Here is a 23,072-nt window from a genome sequence, read left to right as displayed (position 1 = left end):
CCTTACTGCAGGTACCTATACAGTTACTGTTACAGATGCAAATGGCTGCTCAACAACTCAAGATGTAACCATTACAGAGCCATCTGGTCCGGTGCCTGCTCCAACGGTTACCTCAGTACAACCAACCTGTACCAGTGCTACGGGCAGCATTTCGGTCAGTGCACCAACAAGCTCGGGTTATACCTATAGCATTGATGGTACCAGCTATCAGGCTTCAACCACTTTCACAGCTGTTGCGCCAGGTACTTATCCGGTAACGGCAAGAAACAGCGATGGCTGTACTTCTGCCGCTACCAATGTAACCATCAATTCACAGCCGATAACACCTGCTTCGCCAACAGTATCGGCAATACAGCCTACGTGTACTACCGCAACAGGAACAATAAATGTTACTGCACAAAGTGGAACAGGAATAACTTATAGTATAGATGGAATAAATTATCAGGCTTCAACCAGTTTTACAAATGTAGCATCAGGCACCTATTCTGTTACAATAAGGAATAGTGATGGTTGTACTTCTGCAGCTACCAATATAACCATTGATCCACAACCAGTAACACCAGCTGCGCCTACGGTGAGCGCTGTACAACCAACCTGTACTACTGCAACCGGTACCATCACCATTACCGCGCCAACAGGTTCAAATTTGGAATATAATCTTAATGGAGGTACATATCAGGCTTCAACAGTATTTAATAATGTTGCGGCTGGTAGCCATACTATCTTATCTAGAAATACAAATGGTGGTTGCGTTTCTTCACCAACAACTATTAATATCGATATAGCTAATTGTCCTGCTCTCCGCTTGACTAAAACCGGAACATTCGCTGATGCAAACAATAACGGTAAGGCCGAAATAGGAGAGACCATTACTTACACCTTTAAAGTAGAAAACACGGGTAACGTAACGGTGAGTGACATCCAGATCACAGATCCGAAAGTTACAGTTACAGGTGGTCCAATTACTTTGGCTTCTGGTGCAGTAGATAATAATACCTTCACCGCTTTATACACGATTACGCAGGCTGATGTGGATGCAGGCAGAGTAGACAATTTGGCTACGGCTACAGGTAAAGATCCAAAAGGTAACCCAGTTACTGATGATTCAGAAAGCGGTAACCCTGCAGATCCTAATAACCCAGCTAACCCAACTTGTCCGACCTGTACGATTACACCATTAACACCAAGCCCTGCTATCCGTTTGACAAAGACTGGAACATTCGCCGATGCGAATAATAACGGGAAAGCAGAAGTAGGTGAGAAAATCACTTATACCTTCAAGGTAGAAAATATAGGTAACGTAACGGTAAATGACATCCAGATCACGGATCCGAAAGTTACGGTAACAGGTGGCCCAATTACTTTGGCTCCTGGTGCGGTTGACAATAATACGTTCACTGCTTCATACACGGTTACGCAAGCCGATGTTGATGCAGGCAGGGTAGACAATTTGGCTACGGCTACAGGTAAAGATCCAAAAGGTAACCCGGTTACTGATGATTCAGAAAGCGGTAACCCTGCAGATCCTAATAACCCGGCTAACCCAACTTGTCCGACCTGTACGATTACGCCATTACCTTCAAGTCCAGCCATCCGTTTAACAAAAACCGGAACATTTGCTGATGCGAATAATAACGGCAAGGCAGAAGTAGGTGAGACGATTACTTATACCTTCAAGGTAGAAAACACAGGTAACGTAACGGTAAGTGATATTAAAATCACGGATCCGAAAGTGACCATCGTTGGTGGACCAATCACGCTTGCACCTGGTGCAACTGATAATACCACTTTTACTGCGGCTTATACGATTACGCAAGCTGATGTTGATGCAGGTAGGGTAGACAATTTGGCTACTGCTACAGGTAAAGATCCAAAAGGTAATTCGGTTACTGATGATTCAGAAAGCGGTAACCCTGCTGATCCTAATAACCCGGCTAACCCAACTTGTCCGACCTGTACGATTACACCACTACCATCAAGTCCAGCTATCCGCCTGACTAAAACCGGAACATTTGCTGATGCAAATGCCAACGGCAAAGCAGAAGTAGGTGAGACGATCAACTATACATTCAAGGTAGAAAATACCGGTAACGTAACGGTAAGTGATATCAAAATCACGGATCCGAAAGTGACCATTGTTGGTGGTCCGATCACTTTGGCACCTGGTGCAACAGATAATACCACGTTTACTGCGGCTTATACCATTACACAAGCTGATGTAGATGCGGGAAGAGTAGACAACATGGCTACGGCTACAGGTAAAGATCCAAAAGGTAACCCGGTTACTGATGATTCAGAAAGCGGTAACCCTGCAGATCCTAACAACCCGGCTAACCCAACTTGTCCGACTTGTACAATCACGCCATTACCATCAAGTCCTGCTATCCGTTTGACAAAGACTGGAACATTCGCTGATGCGAATAGTAACGGCAAAGCAGAAGTAGGTGAGAAAATCACTTATACCTTCAAGGTAGAAAATATAGGTAACGTAACGGTAAGTGACATCCAGATCACGGATCCGAAAGTTACGGTAACAGGTGGCCCAATCACGCTTGCACCTGGTGCAACGGATAATACCACTTTTAATGCGGCTTATACGATTACGCAAGCTGATGTGGATGCGGGAAGAGTAGATAACCTGGCAACAGGTAAGGGTAAAGATCCAAAAGGTAATCCGGTTACTGATGATTCAGAAAGCGGTAACCCTGCAGATCCTAACAACCCGGCTAACCCAACTTGTCCGACTTGTACGATTACGCCATTACCTTCAACCCCAGCCATCCGTTTAACAAAAACCGGAACATTTGCTGATGCGAATAGTAACGGCAAAGCAGAAGTAGGTGAGACGATTAACTATACGTTCAAGGTAGAAAACACAGGTAACGTAACGGTAAGTGATATTAAAATCACGGATACTAAAGTTATGGTAACAGGTGGTCCGATCACTTTGGCACCTGGTGCAACAGATAATACCACTTTTACTGCGGCTTATACCATTACGCAAGCTGATGTAGATGCGGGAAGAGTAGATAACCTGGCAACAGGTACGGGTAAAGATCCGAAAGGCAACCCGGTTACTGACGATTCAGAAAGCGGTAACCCTGCAGATCCTAATAACCCGGCTAACCCAACTTGTCCGACCTGTACGATTACACCATTACCATCAAGTTCTGCTATCCGCCTGACTAAAACCGGAACATTCGCTGATGCGAATAATAATGGTAAGGCAGAATTAGGTGAGACGATTAACTATACGTTCAAGGTAGAAAATACTGGTAACGTAACGGTAAGTGATATTAAAATTACGGACACGAAAGTCACGGTAACAGGTGGCCCAATCACGCTTGCACCTGGTGCAACGGATAATACCACTTTCACTGCGGCTTATACGATTACGCAAGCTGATGTAGATGCGGGAAGAGTAGATAACCTGGCAACAGGTAAGGGTACAGATCCAAAAGGCAATCCGGTTACTGATGATTCAGAAAGCGGTAACCCTGCAGATCCGAACAACCCGGCTAACCCAACTTGTCCGACTTGTACGATTACGCCATTACCATCAAGTCCTGCCATCCGCCTGACTAAAACTGGAACATTCGCTGATGCGAACAATAATGGCAAGGCAGAAGTAGGTGAAACAATCAATTATACATTTAAAGTAGAGAACACAGGTAATGTTACGGTAAGTGACATTAAAATCACGGATCCTAAAGTTACGGTAACAGGTGGCCCAATTACTTTGGCTCCTGGTGCGGTTGACGCAACGAGTTTCACCGCTTCATACACGGTTACGCAAGCAGATGTTGATGCAGGTAGGGTAGACAATTTAGCTACGGCTACAGGTAAAGATCCAAAAGGTAACCCGGTTACTGATGATTCAGAAAGCGGTAACCCTGCAGATCCGAACAACCCGGCTAACCCAACTTGTCCGACCTGTACGATTACACCATTACCATCAAGTCCTGCGATCCGTTTAACAAAGACTGGAACATTTGCTGATGCGAATAGTAACGGCAAAGCAGAAGTAGGTGAGACGATTAACTATACGTTCAAGGTAGAAAACACAGGTAACGTAACGGTAAGTGATATTAAAATCACGGATACTAAAGTTATGGTAACAGGTGGCCCAATCACGCTTGCACCTGGTGCAACGGATAATACCACTTTTACTGCGGCTTATACCATTACGCAAGCTGATGTAGATGCGGGAAGAGTAGATAACCTGGCAACAGGTAAGGGTACAGATCCAAAAGGTAATCCGGTTACTGATGATTCAGAAAGCGGCAACCCTGCAGATCCGAACAACCCGGCTAACCCAACTTGTCCGACTTGTACGATCACGCCATTACCATCAAGTCCTGCTATCCGTTTGACAAAGACTGGAACATTCGCTGATGGGAATAATAACGGTAAAGCAGAAGTAGGTGAGACGATTACTTACACGTTTAAAGTAGAAAACACGGGTAACGTAACGGTAAGTGACATTAAAATCACAGATCCGAAAGTGACCATCGTTGGTGGCCCAATCACGCTTGCACCTGGTGCAACAGATAATACCACTTTTACTGCAGCTTATACGATTACGCAGGCTGATGTAGATACGGGAAGAGTAGATAACCTGGCAACAGGTACGGGTAAAGATCCAAAAGGTAATCCGGTTACTGATGATTCAGAAAGCGGTAACCCTGCAGATCCTAATAACCCGGCTAACCCAACTTGTCCGACCTGTACGATTACACCATTACCATCAAGTCCTGCGATCCGCCTGACTAAAACCGGAACATTTGCTGATGCGAATAGTAACGGCAAAGCAGAAGTAGGTGAGACGATTACTTACACGTTTAATGTAGAAAATACAGGTAACGTGACGGTAAGTGACATTAAAATCACGGATCAGAAAGTAACCATCGTTGGTGGCCCAATTACTTTGGCTCCTGGTGCGGTTGACAATAATACGTTCACTGCTTCCTACATGGTTACGCAAGCAGATGTTGATGCAGGTAGGGTAGACAATTTGGCTACGGCTACAGGTAAAGATCCAAAAGGTAACCCGGTTACTGATGATTCAGAAAGCGGTAACCCTGCAGATCCTAACAACCCGGCTAACCCAACTTGTCCGACCTGTACGATTACACCATTACCATCAAGTCCTGCTATCCGCCTGATTAAAACAGCTGCGTTTGCTGATGTAAATGGAGACGGCAGAGCGCAGGTAGGTGAGACGATTAACTATACGTTTAAAGTAGAAAACACTGGTAATGTAACGGTAAGTGGTATACGTATTACTGACGCCAAGGTTACCGTAATAGGAGGTCCAATAACACTGACACCTGGTGCAACTGATAATACCACTTTTACTGCGGCTTATACGGTTACGCAGGCTGATGTGGATGCGGGAAGAGTAGATAACCTGGCAACAGGTTCTGGTAAAGATCCAAAAGGCAACCCGGTTACTGATGATTCAGAAAGCGGTAATCCTGCTGATCCGAATAACCCAACTACGCCTGCTTGTCCAACCTGTACGGTAACACCATTGCCATCAAGCCCAGCTATTCGTTTGACCAAGACCGGATCATTTGCTGATGCGAATAATAATGGCAAGGCAGAAGTAGGTGAGACCATTAACTATACATTTAAAGTAGAAAACACTGGGAACGTAACGGTAAGTGATATTAAAATCACGGATACTAAAGTGACCATTGTTGGTGGCCCAATCACTTTGGCACCTGGTGCAACAGATAACAGTACCTTCACAGCAGCTTATACGATTACGCAGGCTGATGTAGATGCAGGAAGAGTAGATAACCTGGCAACAGGTACGGGTAAAGATCCGAAAGGAAATCCGGTAACTGATGATTCAGAAAGTGGAAACCTTGCTGATCCGAACAATCCAGCGACCCCAGCTTGTCCGACTTGTACCATTACGCCATTACCTTCAAGCCCGGCCATCCGCCTGATTAAAACAGCTGCGTTTGCTGATGCAAATGGAGATGGCAAAGCGCAGGTAGGCGAGACGATCAACTATACATTTAAGGTCGAAAACACGGGTAACGTTACGGTAAGTGACATTAAAATCACGGACACTAAAGTGACCATTGTTGGTGGCCCAATCACTTTGGCACCTGGTGCAACAGATAACAGTACCTTCACAGCAGCTTACACGATCACCCAGGCTGATGTTGATGCTGGAAGAGTAGATAACCTGGCAACAGGTATGGGTAAAGATCCGAAAGGAAATCCGGTAACTGATGATTCAGAAAGCGGTAATCCTGCAGATCCGAACAACCCGGCTACCTCGGCTTGTCCAACCTGTACAGTTACACCATTACCATCAAGTCCGGCCATCCGCCTGATTAAAACAGCTGCGTTTGCTGATGCAAATGGAGATGGCAAAGCGCAGGTAGGTGAGACGATCAACTATACATTTAAAGTAGAGAACACAGGTAACGTAACCGTTAGTGATATTAAAATTACGGACACGAAAGTTATGGTAACAGGTGGCCCGATCACGCTTGCACCTGGTGCAACGGATAATATCACCTTCAAGGCGATATATACCATTACACAAGCCGATGTTGATGCAGACCGTGTAGATAACCTTGCAACAGGTTCTGGTAAAGATCCAAAAGGGAATACGGTTACTGATAATTCAGAAAGCGGCAATCCTGCTGATCCGAATAACCCGGCTACCCCGGCTTGTCCGACCTGTACGGTAACTCCATTACCTTCAAATCCGGCCATCCGCCTGATTAAAACAGCTGCGTTTGCTGATGCAAACGGAGATGGCAGAGCGCAGGTAGGTGAGACGATTAACTATACGTTTAAAGTAGAAAACACCGGTAATGTAACGGTAAGTGGTATACGTATTACTGACGCCAAGGTTACCGTAACAGGAGGTCCAATAACACTGGCACCTGGTGCAATGGATAATACCACCTTCAAGGCAATATACACCATTACGCAAGCCGATGTTGATGCAGGAAGAGTAGATAACCTGGCAACAGGTAATGGTAGAGATCCAAAAGGAAATCCGGTTACTGATGATTCAGAAAGCGGCAATCCTGCTGATCCGAATAATCCGGCTAGCCCGGCTTGTCCAACCTGTACCATTACGCCGCTTCCACAAATTAGTAGCATTGCGCTGGTTAAAACGGTAACGAATACAGGTACTGGCTTGAACGGAAGTTTTGTGCTCGGAAATAGTATTGAATATTCATTTACCATCACCAATACCGGAACTACTGTATTAAACAATATCGTTTTGAATGACCCAATCATAACAAATACAGCAATTAATATACCTGGAGTTTTGGCTCCAGGTGCTGCTGTAACGGTTAAACGAACTTATTTGGTTACATCAACAGATATTAATCGTGGAAACGTAACAAATACGGCAACTGTAACTTCAAAAGATGGATCAGGTAAAACGGTTACTGATGTTTCTGGATCGGGTGTGAATAATGATAATCCAACAGTTACCCAACTAGAGCGTCCACCGGTTGCCACGAATGATAATGCGGCCACTAAACAAGGTGTTCCGGTTACGATTCCAATATTGACAAACGATACGCCTGGAAGTACACCGCTGGATCCGCTTACCGTAGTTATTGTTACGCCTCCGGCACATGGTACTTTAACCATCAACAAAGATGGAACAGTTACTTATGTTCCAGATCCTAATTATAGCGGACCGGATAGCTTTGTTTATACTGTGAAAGACCAATCTGGTGTAACATCAAACCCAGCAACAGTAAACATCACGATTACAGCTACTATACCTGTTGCAGTTAATGATGTAACTAAAACCGGGTTTAATACGCCTATACAAATGGATATATTAGGTAATGATAGCGGAAATGGCGCTACAATAGACCGAAGCAGTATCCAGATTATTACCCAGCCAAAAAATGGTACGGTAAGGGTAAATACCGATGGTACAGTATTGTATACGCCTAATCCAGGTTTTACAGGAGTAGATACTTTCATTTATCGTGTAAAAGATGCCAACGGAAACTGGACTAATGATGCTATCGGAACCATCACCATAGAAGGGTTCTTTATTCCAAATGTTTTCACACCAAATGGTGATGGTAAGAATGATACCTTCTTCATTGTAGGGCTGGAAGCATTTGATTCGGTAGATATCGAAATCTACAATCGTTGGGGTAACCAGGTTTACAGAATGAACGGATATAAAAACGACTGGACAGGTTATGGGCTTAATGAAGGTACTTACTTCTATAAGATTACGCTTAAAAAAGGGAACGATTCACAAACAGTTGCCGGACCGGTTTTATTAAAAAGATAATACTAAACAGAATCAAAAATGAAGAAGCCTGTTATAAAAAAAGCCTTACTTGCAGTAGCGATAGTTTTATTGATAAAACTGCCGGTAATGGCGCAACAGAACATCCAGTTTACGCAGTATATATTTAATTCTCTTAGTGTAAACCCTGCCTATGCAGGTTATAAGGAAGAACTCTTTGCACAACTTGCGCTCCGCACACAGTGGACGGGGCTGAAAGGCGCACCGCAAACGGGACAGCTTTCTTTGGATGGCGTAACAGAGAGTACAAAAAAGAATGTTGGTTTAGGTGTTCAGATCACTGCAGATAAACTAGGTTCACAAACGGCCAATTCCATTTATTTAAATTATGCCTATAGAATAAGGTTAAATGGTGATGATACCGAACGACTAAGCTTCGGCTTAGGTGCCGGAGTAACCAATTATGCTATTGATGGTGCATCTCTACGTCCTGTTGAGGTGGATGATCCTACGGTTACCAATGGCAACCTCAGTAGTTTTATCCCTGATGCCCGATTCGGTGTTTATTATAGTAGTCCCCGGTATTATGTCGGGGCCTCTGTAATGGATTTGTTCTCTGGTGATGTATCCAATGATGTATTTCAATGGGATACTGCAACGCAACAAAACATTAAGCGCAAACGCCATTATTACATCATGACAGGAGCCTTGTTTGAACTTTCTGAAGGATTAAAACTAAGACCGAGTTTGCTATGGAAGGAAGATTTTAAGGGGCCAAGTAGTCTGGATTTGAATGCGATGATCGTATTTGCGGATAAGTTTTGGATTGGCGGCGGATTTCGCACAGGTGTAAACCTATGGGATAAGGATTTCAGACGCGGTCAAACATTGAGTAATTCCAATTCACTGTCGGGTATTGTACAATTTTATGCTTCCAATCGGTTCAGGATAGGCTATTCTTATGACTATATCACCAGCGGATTGAGTAGTGTACAAAATGGCTCACATGAAATTACCCTTGGCTTAACCTTCCCCTCAAAGTTGAACCGCTTGCTTAGTCCACGCTTCTTTTAATTCTGTATAATAATAAGATACGTCATGAATATAAATTTTAAATATATCTTACTGCCTCTTTTTGCAGCCATGTTACTTTGTAATGAAGGCAAAACGCAGGAACAACTTTCGCTAAGGGAAAGGGCCAAACTTAAGTATGACAGTTATGATTATGCTCAGGCCATTCCTGCCTATCTTAAATTGGTGGATGTGAAAGTTCCAAGAATGGCAGATATTGAAAAACTGGCTTACTGTTATACTCATATTAATGATTATGAAGCAGCCGAAAACTGGTTTTCACGATTGGTTACCTATCCGGAAAGCAAGAATGAAAATCTGCTGGCTTACGGTGCAGTACTCAAATCGAATTTCCGTTACAAAGAGGCTAAAAAGGTATTTGAAACCTACGCACAGAAAACAGGCGATGGTAAAAAAGTGCTTAATGAAATAATTGGATGTGATTCAGCACAGGTATGGCTCTCCAAACCTACCGCACATGTCATCAAAAATGAAGCGCTGGTTAATACGGAGAATTCTGAGTTCAGCTTATTTCCGATTACTGGAAATGCTTATTATACCGGAGAGGCGGAAACAAAAGAATCCGTTAACATATCGGGTAGAACAGGTCATTCATATCTGCGGATATTTAAGGCCGATAGGGTAGAAAATAGTACACTAAGCTTACCTACGTTGGATGTTGCTTCGTATAACAATGGAAGTTACCATATTGGGCCCATAGTGAGCAACAAGGCTGGAGATATGCTTTTTGTTTCGCGTACATATGTGGGCAAAAAAGATAGTGAGATAGAAATAGTAGGCAAAAGAAAGTTCAGAACAAACAACATCGAACTTTATATCTATACCGCAAAGGATGGTAAATGGGAGATGAAGCCCTTTGCCTATAATAATGTATCAGCCTATTCGCTGGGGCAAGCTAGCCTGAGTCAGGATGAAAAAACACTATATTTCTCATCTGATATGCCGGGCAGTCTCGGTGGTACAGATATCTGGTACAGCATCTTACAAAGCGATGGCAACTGGAGCAAGCCTGAAAACGCAGGGAAATCTGTTAATACCAGTGGTAATGAAATGTTCCCCTCAATAGGAGTAGATGGTGTGCTGTATTATTCCAGTAATGGTTTACCAGGCATGGGCGGACTTGATCTGTTTGTAACCCAGGGTGAACGAAATAGCTGGACTAAGCCCGTCAACCTGCATTACCCCATTAATTCTCCAGGCGATGATTTTGCATTTATTAAAACGTCTTTACCTTCAGCAGATCTCGGTACAGGTTACCTGTCATCTAACAGGAAGGGTGGAAAAGGAGGCGATGATATTTACAGTTTCGGCAATCAAAAACCAAAGATCATCCTCGCTTTAAAAGGGATCTCATTTAATAAAACCACAGGAGCTATACTTCCGCTAACCGATGTAACACTCCTGACTGAAGAACGCCGATTAGTTGGAAAACAACTTACGGCAGATTCTGGTAAATACTTCTTCGAACTGGATCGAAACATGAACTATACCCTGCTGGGGCAGAAAGCACGGTACTACAGCGACTCTGCAACTGTAACAACTGTTGGCCTCACAAAATCTGATACACTGGAAGTAAACCTCTATCTACAGCCACTTTTTGTAGTTGGAACTAAGATAGAGATCAAAAATATTCATTATAATTTCGATAAAGACAATATCAGGCCAGATGCTGCCAAAATACTTGATGAAACAGTACGTATTATGCGGGATAATCCCACTCTGGAAATTGAAATGGGATCGCATACAGATAGCCGGGGCTCAGATATTTATAATATAGATCTTTCTCAGCGGCGTGCACAATCTGCTGTTAATTATCTGGTTAGCCGGGGTATTGAAAGAAGCCGCATGAAAGCTAAAGGATATGGAGAAACGCAATTGCTAAACAGGTGCAAGAATGGTCTCGCCTGCTCTATTGCCGAGCATCAGGCAAACAGGCGAACGGAGTTTAAAATTGTGAAGTATTAATTTGATATGGGGAAATCCGGCCGATCAAACAGGCAGACAGAAATAATATTCTGATTACTGAATGGTATGATCTTGCATCCGGGTGGCCCCATATTAAAGCTAAGTATTAATCCTTTAGGAGAACCTTCAAAGAAGATGAATCACTTTAACTAAAACTCAATCAACAGATCATCAAATAGTCGCTAAAATCAAATTTTCCTATTTTAAAAATTAAAGAATAATCTGATTAATTTCTGCGATCAGATTGTTTTTACTTAAGTTATGACCTTATTTTATCATACTGTTTATGTATGTTTATAATACGTCAGCAGGAACCATTAGCATATCCTGTTGAGGAAATAAATTTACCATAGATTTGTGCTTATATATTCTTTTGTTATAACCGTATTTTGTAAGTTAGTAGGAAAAAAATACGCTTAATGAACTGCCTGATTGTTGATGATAACAAGATTTTTAGACTCCTGATTAAAAAGTTAATATCTCTGGATACCTCACTTATCCTGGTTGCAGAATGTGAGGATGCCATCGAAGCACATCAGCAAATCATGGAAAATAAGATCGATCTTATCTTTTTAGATATTCTGATGCCCGGTATGAGTGGACTGGAACTGGCGAAAATTTTGGAGGATAAACCACCCTTAATTATTTTTACCACATCTATAGCAGAACACGCTGTTGAAGCCTTCAGTTTGAATGTAGTCGATTTTTTGCTCAAACCAATTTCAGCTTCGCGGTTTTTAAAAGCCATTGAAAAAGCTAAAGCCATTGCAATTAGAAATCAGAACACTCAAGAAGTTAATTTTCCTGAATTCATATTTATCAGAGATTCTAATATTGTTCGCCGGGTGAAAGTTATTGATATTTTATATTTTGAAGCCATAGGCGATTATGTAAAAATCCAATTGGTTGGAAATGTTGATTACTCTATCCATTCTTCTTTAAAAAATATTGAACATAAATTACCACAGCAGTTTTTTTTACGGATTCACCGGTCTTTTATTATCAGTCTGAGTAAAATAGACGGTATTGAAGGCAAAACGCTCATCATAGATAAGCACCTCGTTCCTGTTTCCGATAGTTACAGGGCCAATCTCAACAAATCTATGAAGTTTTTATAAGGGAACGGTTGTTCACCCTATCTAATCCATGTAGAAAAGTGCTGATTAATATTTACGACCTGCATTGGTTAGTATTATCCTTTTTATACACCGCACCGGTTTTCAATAAAAAAGTTAGGATGATCACAATTAACATAAATTCCTTCCAGCATTTTACAGATAAATACGGAAGCATTTAACGGATACGGCATATCTTCTAAACGCTCTTTCAATCCTTATTCATTATGATCATATAAATTAAAATGATTTTTTTTGTAAACGACTTCACTGTAATAATATACAGATTTGATTTTCATTTATTTGGTTTGGATTGAAAACTAATACGTTTTTAATCTGTTATATGGTTGTCACCAAACAAATGTTTGTTTAAATCTAAGTATTCTATTTTAGTATTGAAACCCCGGCTTTGTTTAATGGGCAGTTTACAATAAATGATATTATTCATACATTTAGTTTTTAACAAAAAATGAATGGCTAAAAACACTAGCAAGTCCAGGTCTGAATTAATGACTGGCATTTCAAAAACCCGAACAGGAATATCAGGTCTAGATGAGATCACATTAGGAGGTCTTCCGTCAAATCGTCCCACACTTATTTGTGGTGAGGCAGGATCTGGTAAAACACTTTTTTCCATCGAATTCATCGTTAGGGGAGCATTGGATTATAATGAGCCTGGTGTGTTTATGGCATTTGAAGAGAAGGCCGATGAGCTTAAAACAAATGTAGCTTCTCTCGGCTTTGACCTTGAGCAACTGGAAAAAGATAAAAAAATTCGCATTGATTATGTGCATATCGACCGTTCGGAGATAGAAGAAACCGGGGAGTATGATCTGGAAGGTCTTTTTATTCGCTTGGGTTATGCCATCGATAGTATCGGAGCTAAACGCGTTGTACTGGATACCATAGAAAACCTTTTTTCAGGATTAAATAATGATGGTATTCTTCGTGCCGAAATCAGAAGGCTTTTCCAATTTTTGAAATCAAAAGGAGTAACAGCTATCATCACTGGTGAAAGGGGAGAGAAAAGTTTAACAAGACAAGGATTGGAAGAGTATGTTTCAGACTGTGTGATTCTTCTCGACCATAGAATTATTAATCAAATTTCGACAAGAAGACTAAGAATCGTTAAGTACCGTGGTTCTGTACATGGCACCAACGAATATCCTTTCCTTATTGATGAAGAGGGAATTTCTGTGTTGCCCGTTACTTCACTCGAACTCAACAAGGAGGTTTCATCGAAATGCATTTCATCCGGCATTCCGGCTTTAGATAAAATGCTTGGTAATAAGGGATTCTATAAAGGGAGCAGCATTCTCGTTTCAGGTACAGCAGGAACAGGTAAGACCAGTATTGCCGCCAGCTTTGCCAATGTTACCTGTCTTAGAAAAGAGAAATGTCTCTTTTTCGCTTTCGAAGAATCTCCAAAGCAGATCATCAGAAATATGCTATCCATTGGAATGGATTTGCAAGCTCATATAGATAATGGTTATTTATCGTTCTATGCTTCAAGGCCAACACTTTACGGCTTAGAAATGCATTTGGTAGCCATCCATAAGGCAATTAAAAAGTTTAAACCAGACGTTGTTATTCTTGACCCGATCACAAACCTGATCACGATAGGTTCTGTGAGTGAGGTAAGAACGATGCTGGTTCGTTTGATCGACTTTTTACAAGCTGAACAAATTACAGTAATGTTCACGGCGCTTACACTTAATAGTATTGTGAATGAACAAACCGATGAAGGTGTTTCCTCATTGGTTGATGCCTGGTTGCTGATCAGGGATATCGAGAACAATGGCGAGCGAAACCGGGGTTTGTATATCATGAAATCCAGAGGGATGAAACATTCTAATCAGGTTAGGGAATTTGTGATTACAGATGATGGTCTTGATCTGGAAGATGTCTTCCTGGCAGAAGACGGCGTATTAACCGGATCTGCACGTGCCACCAGGTTATTGCTGGAGCAAACGAGTGAGTTGATTCATGCTCAGGCCATTAGCCGGAAAGATCGTGAGTTAATTCGTAAGAAAAAAGTTTTAGAATCTAAAATAGATAGTCTGCGATCTGAATTTGAATCCGCAGAAGAAGAATTAAATAAAGTTTATGTGGAAGAAGCCTTAAAAAAACAAATCATGGGTGATACCCTATCGAAGATGACCGATTTACGCGGAGGGAATACAGGCTTTTCATCAAATGCGCTGTCAAATAAAATAAAAAAATAGTGGGTAAAACTTATGAGCTGCGACTTTATGTTGCGGGCAAAACGACAAAGTCTGTTGTTGCCCTGGAAAACCTTAAACGAATTTGTGAAGACCATCTTGCAGGGGAATATAGCATTGAAGTAGTCGATCTGTTGGAAAAACCACAACTTGCTGAAGGAGATCAGATTCTGGCGATTCCAACCCTGGTTAAAAAGGTGCCTGAACCTGTTCGAAAAATCATCGGCGACCTCTCAAATGTTGAAAAAGTGTTGGTTGGGTTAGATATTCGTCCCAAACCAACAGTTTAGTTAATTTAAGATACGGGAGACAATTTAAATGGAGCAGGAGCAGGGTGAATATTTTATTTTAAGACTTTTTATTGCCGGGTCGTCGCCGGTTTCGGTTCGTGCTATAAAAAATCTGAGGGAAATTTGCGAGGAATTTCTGAAGGATCGCTATGAACTTGAAATTATCGATGCGCACCAGCAACCCTTGCTCGTACGAGATGAAAATGTAACTGCAATCCCAATGTTGCTGAAGAAAAAACCAGATCCTTGCAGGCGGATTATTGGTGACTTCTCCGATCGGGAAAAGGTTTTAAGGGGCTTAGGCATTAGGATTAAGTAAATGGAAAAGTCGAGAGAAGTTCTTCAACTTGAGGCAGCTAACCGCGAATTGCAAATCCAGCTTGAGGAGGCCAATGATATTATTCACGCCATCCGCACTGGTGAAGTAGATGCCCTGGTGGTAAATGGCAAAGACGGTCATCAGCTTTTTACCCTAAAAAGTGCCGATCAAACTTACAGGATTTTTATTGAGCAAATGACTGAAAGTGCGTTGACACTCGATCAGGATGGCCGGATTTTATATTGTAATTCGCGTTTTGCAGCACTGTGTACCGTTCCACTTGAAAAGGTAATCGGGATGAAACTCCTTGATTTTATTTTGAAAGAAGATTGGATTTTCGCTCAGGAGGTGATTGATGCAGCCTGGGAGATTGACACCAGAACAGAGTTGAATCTAGTTAATCGTGAGCAAGAAAAAATCGCTGTACAACTATCGCTAAAAGTCTTAAAACTTGATGAGGGCACTGCATTAAGTATCATCATAACAGATTTAACAGAACTTAAAAAACATCAGTTACTACTGCAGATTAGAAATGAACAATTAGAGGAGGCCAGACAAATTACAGATGAACTTAATAGCAACCTGGAAAATATTGTAAAACTTCGTACGGCTGAACTGGAATTAAAGAATGATGAGTTGAAAATGGCGAATGATTTTCAGCTAAAGATGAATACACAGTTGAGCATTGCGCTTGAGGGGTTAAAGGAAAGTGACGATAATCTTCAGTCGGCATTTAATGCAGGCGAACTGGGAAGCTGTCGGGTGGATCTGAAGACAGGTAAGGCAGATATGTCTCCACGGTTTAGGCTGCTGTATGGTTTGCCTGAATTTGGAGATATTGACTGGCACATGGTAGTGAGTGCGATAGAGCCGGAATATGTTGCAGAGGTAAACCAGGTGCTCGAAGCTTGTGCGAAATTAGGAACACCATTGGATACTACTTATCCGATTAAACACCTTACCTCAGGAGAACGTAAATGGATGCGTGTTGTGGGTAAAGTGAAAAAGGATAAAGAAGGTAATTTTGCCAGTGTATATGCTGTGATTATGGATGTAACGGCCCAAAAGCAGGATGAGCAGCGTAAAAATGATTTCATTGCGATGGTGAGTCATGAATTAAAAACGCCACTCACTTCTATGAAAGGATATATTCAGGTGATGCAACTGAAGGCAAAAGGTAATGATAATGGATTTGCAGTAAAGGCGCTGGATGGAGCAGAACGGCAGATTACCAAAATGACTAACATGATTAACGGCTTCCTGAATATCTCCCGGTTCGAATCCGGGAAGATGTTTATGGACCTGCAGCGCATAGAATTATCTGCAATAGTAGAAGAAATTATCGAGGAGTATACAACCACCGGATCTAACCATGAAATTTCCTATAAGGGTCAGCCGGGGCTATTTATTAATGCAGATCTCAATAAGCTCGGCCATGTGATTAATAATCTGATTGGAAACGCAGTCAAATATTCTCCCATAAAGAGCAAAATATTTATAGAATGTCTGGCTTGTGATCAGAACGCAATCTTTATGATAAAGGACCAGGGCATGGGGATTCCGAAAGATGACTTACCTAAACTTTTCGAAAGGTTTTATCGGGTAGAAAGTTCACAAATGGCTACTGTTTCTGGTTTTGGTATAGGGCTTTACTTATCCTCTGAGATTGTTACCAGACATAATGGTAAAATCTGGGTTGAAAGTGAAATGGGGATCGGCTCAACTTTTTACTTTAGTATTCCGCTTGATCAGCGTTAATTCAAACTGCGCAAACTTTTTATCACTGTTCCATGTCGCTGTCTTCCTGAACCGATTCAGGATCTTTTCACAAATTATCTTTCCGATTCCAGCAACTTTACCGTAGCTGAGTCAATCTGATCACTATAAAAATGATGTAATATTTCCTTAAAAACTGTAGGTGCATCCTCAAGGCTGGAAAATAACGTCATCGAAGATTGAAGTTTCAAATCATCGGGCGATCCCAGAATTGCGTAAGCACTTTTGTCTTGATGTTTTAATAGTGCAGAAGATATTTCTTCCAGCCGTTTCCCAAGTACAGGATGTTTAAGATACTCTTTGGCTTCTTGAGAATTAGCAATACTGTAATATTTGGCCATTTCACTTTTACCTAATCCGGAGAGCTGAGGGAATACATACCACATCCAGTGCGTTGTTTTTCTTCCATTCGAAATTTCAGCGAAGGCATCTGCATAATTAGCATCCTGCGCTTTTAAAAATCTCTCTAAAGTATTTGTTTCCATGGCTAAATATAGGATCTTCCAAACAGCGTTTTAGTTTTTATCTGGCATTTTTAATCTTAAGGTTAAAAAAGCATTGCCCATATAGTTGATTTGAAATTCTCAAAAGGCAAGAATCTCGTAATTTCTGCTACTGCTTCTTATAGATAAGTTAGTAAGTTTGTTTTTATGCGAATTAAACTTTTAATGGTGTTTCTGCTGCTTAATTTTGTACGTGCGCCAATGGTGCAAAGTCAGGATTTAAAACAAAATATAAGTGCGCACGATCCGGTAATGATGCAGCAAAACAATCGCTATTATTTGTATTGTACCGGTAAGGGAATTACAGTATGGTCATCTAAAGACCGGATCAATTGGAAGGCTGAACCACCTGTTTTCGATACTGCACCCCAATGGGCGGTAGATGCTGTGCCGGGTTTTAAAGGTTACATCTGGGCGCCCGATATCTCCTTTTCAAATGGACGTTACTATCTGTATTATTCTGCATCAACCTTTGGTAAAAATACGTCGGCAATTGGAGTAGCGACCAATGTTACCCTTAACCCTACGGATTCCGGATATAAATGGGTAGACCATGGTATGGTAATTCAGTCTAAGGTTGGTAAAACCAATTGGAATGCTATAGATCCAAATTTTATTACCGATAAAAACGGCATTCCTTATTTGGTATTTGGATCTTTTTGGGATGGGATAAAAATTATCCAACTTAAGGCCAGCCGATTGGAGGTTGAGGGTTCTACACAAAATTTAGAGACTATTGCTAGTCGGGGAGATAAAGCCAATGCCATTGAAGCGCCGTATATTTTTAAGAAAGGGAATTATTATTATTTATTTACCTCGATCGATTATTGTTGCAGAGGCAAAGAAAGTACTTACAAAATGATTGTTGGGCGATCCAAAGTGGTGACTGGACCATATCTTGATGATCAAGGGAAATCTATGGTAACGGGTGGTGGAAAGCTGGTTTTGAGCGGTAATGAAGATTGGTATGGCGTTGGACACAACGCGGTGGCTACTTTTGAGAAAAAGGATTACCTCATATTTCATGGCTATTCTGCCAAACAGAATGGTGCTCCAAAGTTATTACTCCGACAAATAAGCTGGAAAAATGGCTGGCCCGTAATCGAAAAATTATAGGGGCTTAACTTTCTTGAAAAGATGTTCGGTGAGGAGGAAATTAATCCGCTAAACTAATGCGGTCTTTATTAGTTTTTTCCGGTTTTTTTTGGAAATAATGGTTTGATTAACTGCTACAACGGCCATTTCCATCAACCTTAAACTGGATTCGTATCCGGACTTAAAATAGCCTTATCACTTTATTGAATGCACCTTTTCTGACAAATGCACCTATTTGCTCAGAATGTTATTTTTTATAGATTTTTTGTTAATATCTTGCCCTGCGGTAATGTGTTTTGAAAGAATCTCAGCCATAAAAGAATAGAAAAAAATGAAATCTGAAAGAGAAAAGATGCTTGCTGGTGAGCATTACAACATCAATGATCCTGAATTGGTTGAAATCAGATATCAGGTGAGGGAGCTTGTAGATTTATTTAACAATACTAGTCCGAGAGATACGAAAACCAAAGAAAACCTGCAACGACAAATATTTGCAGAAGTTGGAGATAATGTTCATATCGAAAAAGCGATTAGAATTGATTACGGATGCCATACCAAAATTGGCAGCAATGTGTTTATCAATTTCAATTTTGTGCTACTGGATTGTTGCCCCGTAACCATCGGGAATAATGTTTTTATTGCGCCGAATGTTCAGATTTATACGGCCAGCCATCCGGTTAATCCGGTAGATCGAAATAAGCACATTGGTTTTGCCAAACCTGTCACCATTGGAAATGATGTTTGGATAGGAGGGGATTGTATCTTGCTTCCTGGCGTAACAATTGGTGATGGTTGTTCAATTGGTGCAGGAAGTGTGGTTACCAAAAGCATTCCACCTAATTCTTTGGCAGTAGGTTCTCCTTGTAAAGTGGTTAAGCAGTTAGATTTTCTAAAATAGAGGTATATTTTGAACTTGTGTAAAGCACATCCCTATTTCTACAACTGGAATGTATTTAACTTTAATACTAGTTTAGTAAATTTCTGAAAACCATACCCGTTACTTTTCCTGCCGGGTTATAAAATTATGGTTTTATAATCTCCAACTTATTAATGTAAGTAAGCTTGCAATTTTCATTTACGTGGCTCTGCTTTATCTTGAATTTTCTTAATTCTAATAAAGTAATTTAAAATATTACTTAACTTAAATGTTTATTTAAGTTTATTTATATATCTATTTATAAGGTAATTATGTATTAATACTAACTTAATGTCAGTCTTTTATCTTTATTGAATGAATTACAGTACCTATTAAACATTTTTTTATTTTATGATAGTTAACAAAGAAGATATTGATGACAGTGATGAGTTTAGCTTATGCCCATGCGGCAGAGGTGATAGCTTTGATCTTCAACGAATCCCACGCACCAAGCTGATGAAAACTATATTATTTTGGCTGACGATAAAACGCTACAGGTGTTATCGTTGTATGCGGAACCGATGGATTTTAGGTTGATCAGCAATATAGTTTAGTTAGTTTTGATCTTCTTTAGTTTATGACCTCATTTGTTAAAAAAAATGGGGATTGCCGATGTAGCTTCCCCATTTTTATAATATAATTTTTTACTGAAAATATTGAGATAGATCAGTCAACTCTCCAGATAGAGCAGTGCCTCTAGGCGTAGTGGTTATCAAATTGTTTTTATCTCTTATCAAGAACAATTTAGATTTACCTGCCTCAAAAGTAAGTGTTCCAAAACGACCGTTATTCGCAACAAAAGGAAACCCGGAAGTAATTAACGGAGTAGTTAAACTAGAATAGGGTACGGTATTGGTGCCTTTTTCTAAAATATCAAAACTGTAAATATAATTTGTGCCTGGGAGAGGTGGAAGTTCGATGGTGTTAAAACTTCCATCTTTAGCTAGTGTTAACCTTATTTCAGGAGAGATTTTAGTAGCTACTTTTGTGGTTTGGTTATTGGCATAAAAAACAATATCCACATCAACGTTTTTAAATTGAGCCGGGTATCTGGTTTCGAACTTAGCACTAATCATCATGTTGGCCGAATTTGCGGGAGGATCTAGTTTTACATTATCAACGATCTTTACGCCATCGAAAAAGAACTGAATATTCTGTTGTTGAATATTTGATGCTATTGTTTTTTTAAATAAAACGGTAGTTTCACCTTTTTTTCGAATCTGAATTTCTCTTGAAGTACCTTTATTGATTAAAATAGAAGATCGGTTATCTACCACTCCGCTTTTAGAAAGGATGATATTTCCATCCAATAAAAATTCAAGCTCTCCAGTTAAGGCATAACCCTTAATCAGTAAGGAAATGGCCTGATCATATACTTTTAGGCCATCGTAAAAAATAGCGATGTTTTGGTTGAAGGGGGCAGGCATCACATCCTTGCTTAGTATAATTTCTGTACTTCCTTTTTTTCTAACTAAAAGCTGGGCATTTTGATCTTTTACTGAGAGTAGTGTTTTAACATTTATACTACCAGTACCGGCTTTAGTTGTTGCAATTACACTGTCTCTGTAAAGGTATTCCAAATCTACAGTAGTACTTCCGGTCACCGTAAACTGAATTACTTTTGGTTGTTCAGGCTCCAGAAGTTCTGCCTTGCGACAAGATAAACTTAGTAAAAGAACTAAAGAAAGAAACGAGAGGGTAAAAATTTTAAGTTTCATATTTAATAATTAGCATTTAAAACAGCGTAATACTGTGTTTAATAAAGAAACTATACCCAATTGGGTATAGTTTCTTTTGTTAAGAGAGAAAATTAGAATTCAAGTTTTGTCCAGCTACTAGCCCAAGTTGGAAGTGTAACCGTAGAAGGAGAACCCGGAGTATTGTACCATGGTTGGCTAACACCAAAAGCATCAGCATTAGAATTCACAACAAATGAATTGCCGCCACCATCATTAAAGCTACCTGATGCCACAGTTACGGCATTAACGAAGCCATGAACGGAAGTGTTGGTAATTGTAGAAGGACCAGCAGGGGCATCTGCATCAAATGCGATACCTGTATTGTAGCCAGATACAATTACATTAGCCAATTCAACCTCAGAACCTCTACGCTCACGGATACCATTACGATAACCTGAACCTGCTATATTACTCGTGTTTTCGGTTCCGAAAATGCTCACGTTAACTAAAATCGGGTGGGTTTTTGGAGTTAAACTAAAAGATCCGTCTTCTGCAGGGGCATTGTTGTCAGATTCGATACCGTTTGAATCGCTATTACCACCACTAACGCTATGTGTAGAATTTCTATCAGCAATGGCTACTGCATCTGCCAATACGCCTGTAAAACCGTTGTCAAAATCAAACTGATCATCATCAGATGCCAATGCCACCAAATTGCTTGGGCTCACTGTTCCACCAAAGAATTCAAATCCATCATCAAGGCCATAAGAAACTTGAACGTGATCGATTGTAGTTCCACTACCTACGCCACCCATTGTTAAACCATTAACTTCAACGTTAGGTGCCAATTGAAAACCTGCATACTCAATACGTACATATTGAAAGTTACCACGGTTATCTGCATCATTTGTTCCTCCGTAATGAAACTGAGGCTGATCAGCTAAACCTTCAATTAGTTTATCACCAACATTGATTGTGGCATTACCTAAAATAATCACACCACCAAAATCACCAGGGGCGCCTGTTGTGCTGGCATTGCCATCTAATAGGTTACGGCTAGTAAATACGATTGGATTTGATGAATTACCAACAGCATTGATATTGCCATCTTTTGCAATTACCAATACACCATTTTGTACACCTGCTGTGTTTACGCTTGATTTGATATAAGTACCTGGTTCGATGGTTAAGGTTGCACCACCTCTAACCGTTACTATACCGCTTAATTCGTAAACGTTTCCTGCTGTCCAGGTAACAGAGCTGGTAATGTCTCCGCTAACAGCAACCACTGGTAAAGATGATTGCGAATAATCTGCTGCTGAAGTGCTGCGGTTGTTAAATGAAGCTGATCCACCTTCATTTTTTTTACAAGCTGTAAAAGAAACAGCAACAACTGATAAAAGACCGATTAATTTTTTAAAATTTTTCATGGTTTTTGATTTTTTTCAAAGTTGATGAAGCAATCATGATTGATTTATCTTATTTGATGATAAAGAAAATATCATGATGGTTTCGTTTTTCACAGGACCTTTTCAGGATCCATATTTATAGGATGATTTTTTTTACAAACATTCAGGTGTACATAGCCACGCTATTTCTTTATTGATCAAAATAAAAGCCTGTTTATACCCAAATGAGATGATTTTTTTTATCTTAGCATTTTAGCTAAGAACAGTCTGTTAATACCCCTGGGGTTTTAACAGTATGATCAGATAGATTTCAGGGTTATTCCTGGATGCACGCCGACTTCCCACAAGAAATTATCGGTATAAACGGAAGGTTCTAGTACAACCTTTCGTTTTTTTTGCATTTAGGAAATGATTATTTCTCCTTT

At 40.5% G+C, this 23,072-nt stretch carries 13 protein-coding genes; 10 read left to right on the top strand and 3 right to left on the bottom strand.

Annotation, left to right across the window (positions count from 1 at the left end; translation table 11 throughout):
• Positions 1–91: 91 nt before the first annotated feature.
• From ACN1CD_RS20375 to ACN1CD_RS20340, 8 genes are all read left to right on the top strand, one after another.
• Entirely contained in the window at positions 92–8,308 is an 8,217-nt protein-coding gene (locus ACN1CD_RS20375) for a DUF7507 domain-containing protein (RefSeq protein WP_419132253.1), read from the top strand.
• Positions 8,309–8,326: 18 nt separating this feature from the next.
• Positions 8,327–9,340, top strand: coding sequence for a type IX secretion system membrane protein PorP/SprF (locus ACN1CD_RS20370; RefSeq protein ID WP_419132252.1), 1,014 nt, complete (start codon positions 8,327–8,329; stop codon positions 9,338–9,340).
• A 24-nt stretch (positions 9,341–9,364) separates the two neighbouring features.
• Positions 9,365–11,323, top strand: coding sequence for an OmpA family protein (locus tag ACN1CD_RS20365; RefSeq protein ID WP_419132251.1), 1,959 nt, complete (start codon positions 9,365–9,367; stop codon positions 11,321–11,323).
• A 419-nt stretch (positions 11,324–11,742) separates the two neighbouring features.
• Complete coding sequence (locus ACN1CD_RS20360) at positions 11,743–12,441, top strand: LytR/AlgR family response regulator transcription factor (RefSeq protein WP_419132250.1); 699 nt, start codon at positions 11,743–11,745, stop codon at positions 12,439–12,441.
• Positions 12,442–12,911: 470 nt separating this feature from the next.
• Positions 12,912–14,663, top strand: a complete 1,752-nt coding sequence (gene kaiC / locus ACN1CD_RS20355; RefSeq protein WP_419132249.1) for a circadian clock protein KaiC — start codon at positions 12,912–12,914, stop codon at positions 14,661–14,663.
• On the top strand, positions 14,663–14,950 hold the full coding sequence (gene kaiB, locus ACN1CD_RS20350) for a circadian clock protein KaiB (RefSeq protein ID WP_419132248.1): 288 nt from the start codon (positions 14,663–14,665) through the stop codon (positions 14,948–14,950). The genes kaiC and kaiB overlap by 1 nt, the downstream gene beginning before the upstream one ends.
• 28 nt (positions 14,951–14,978) lie before the next feature.
• Positions 14,979–15,269, top strand: a complete 291-nt coding sequence (locus tag ACN1CD_RS20345) for a circadian clock KaiB family protein (RefSeq protein WP_419132247.1) — start codon at positions 14,979–14,981, stop codon at positions 15,267–15,269.
• Complete coding sequence (locus tag ACN1CD_RS20340; protein ID WP_419132246.1) at positions 15,270–17,027, top strand: ATP-binding protein; 1,758 nt, start codon at positions 15,270–15,272, stop codon at positions 17,025–17,027.
• Between the two features lie 74 nt (positions 17,028–17,101).
• Here ACN1CD_RS20340 and ACN1CD_RS20335 read toward each other — a convergent pair whose 3' ends face one another.
• Positions 17,102–17,530, bottom strand: coding sequence for a DUF1810 domain-containing protein (locus ACN1CD_RS20335; protein ID WP_419132245.1), 429 nt, complete (start codon positions 17,528–17,530; stop codon positions 17,102–17,104).
• A gap of 165 nt (positions 17,531–17,695) precedes the next feature.
• Between ACN1CD_RS20335 and ACN1CD_RS20330 the strand changes: the two genes are divergently transcribed.
• The gene (locus tag ACN1CD_RS20330; protein WP_419132244.1) at positions 17,696–18,664 is read left to right on the top strand and encodes a family 43 glycosylhydrolase; all 969 of its coding nucleotides are present in this window, start codon (positions 17,696–17,698) and stop codon (positions 18,662–18,664) included.
• Between the two features lie 310 nt (positions 18,665–18,974).
• Complete coding sequence (locus tag ACN1CD_RS20325) at positions 18,975–19,541, top strand: sugar O-acetyltransferase (RefSeq protein WP_419132243.1); 567 nt, start codon at positions 18,975–18,977, stop codon at positions 19,539–19,541.
• A 662-nt stretch (positions 19,542–20,203) separates the two neighbouring features.
• Here the strand turns inward: ACN1CD_RS20325 and ACN1CD_RS20320 are convergent.
• Both ACN1CD_RS20320 and ACN1CD_RS20315 read right to left on the bottom strand, forming a co-directional pair.
• Positions 20,204–21,277 (bottom strand): hypothetical protein, encoded by a 1,074-nt coding sequence (locus ACN1CD_RS20320; protein ID WP_419132242.1) that lies wholly within the window; start codon positions 21,275–21,277, stop codon positions 20,204–20,206.
• Between the two features lie 92 nt (positions 21,278–21,369).
• Positions 21,370–22,668 (bottom strand): hypothetical protein, encoded by a 1,299-nt coding sequence (locus ACN1CD_RS20315; protein WP_419132241.1) that lies wholly within the window; start codon positions 22,666–22,668, stop codon positions 21,370–21,372.
• Positions 22,669–23,072: the final 404 nt, after the last annotated feature.

The organism is Pedobacter sp. N23S346, from assembly GCF_048515415.1.
Taxonomy (GTDB): Bacteria; Bacteroidota; Bacteroidia; order Sphingobacteriales; family Sphingobacteriaceae; genus Pedobacter.
Note: the sequence above shows the minus strand (reverse complement) of the source record. Positions and strands in the feature narration are given on the sequence as shown.

Excerpts from the sequence above, each read along its gene's own strand:
- ACN1CD_RS20330 (WP_419132244.1), top strand. The coding sequence starts at position 17,696 with ATGCGAATTAAACTTTTAATGGTGTTTCTGCTGCTTAATTTTGTACGT.
- ACN1CD_RS20315 (WP_419132241.1), bottom strand. The coding sequence starts at position 22,668 with ATGAAAAATTTTAAAAAATTAATCGGTCTTTTATCAGTTGTTGCTGTT.
- ACN1CD_RS20360 (WP_419132250.1), top strand. The coding sequence starts at position 11,743 with ATGAACTGCCTGATTGTTGATGATAACAAGATTTTTAGACTCCTGATT.
- ACN1CD_RS20340 (WP_419132246.1), top strand. The coding sequence starts at position 15,270 with ATGGAAAAGTCGAGAGAAGTTCTTCAACTTGAGGCAGCTAACCGCGAA.
- ACN1CD_RS20335 (WP_419132245.1), bottom strand. The coding sequence starts at position 17,530 with ATGGAAACAAATACTTTAGAGAGATTTTTAAAAGCGCAGGATGCTAAT.
- kaiC (WP_419132249.1), top strand. The coding sequence starts at position 12,912 with ATGGCTAAAAACACTAGCAAGTCCAGGTCTGAATTAATGACTGGCATT.
- ACN1CD_RS20320 (WP_419132242.1), bottom strand. The coding sequence starts at position 21,277 with ATGAAACTTAAAATTTTTACCCTCTCGTTTCTTTCTTTAGTTCTTTTA.
- ACN1CD_RS20365 (WP_419132251.1), top strand. The coding sequence starts at position 9,365 with ATGAATATAAATTTTAAATATATCTTACTGCCTCTTTTTGCAGCCATG.
- ACN1CD_RS20325 (WP_419132243.1), top strand. The coding sequence starts at position 18,975 with ATGAAATCTGAAAGAGAAAAGATGCTTGCTGGTGAGCATTACAACATC.
- ACN1CD_RS20345 (WP_419132247.1), top strand. The coding sequence starts at position 14,979 with ATGGAGCAGGAGCAGGGTGAATATTTTATTTTAAGACTTTTTATTGCC.
- ACN1CD_RS20370 (WP_419132252.1), top strand. The coding sequence starts at position 8,327 with ATGAAGAAGCCTGTTATAAAAAAAGCCTTACTTGCAGTAGCGATAGTT.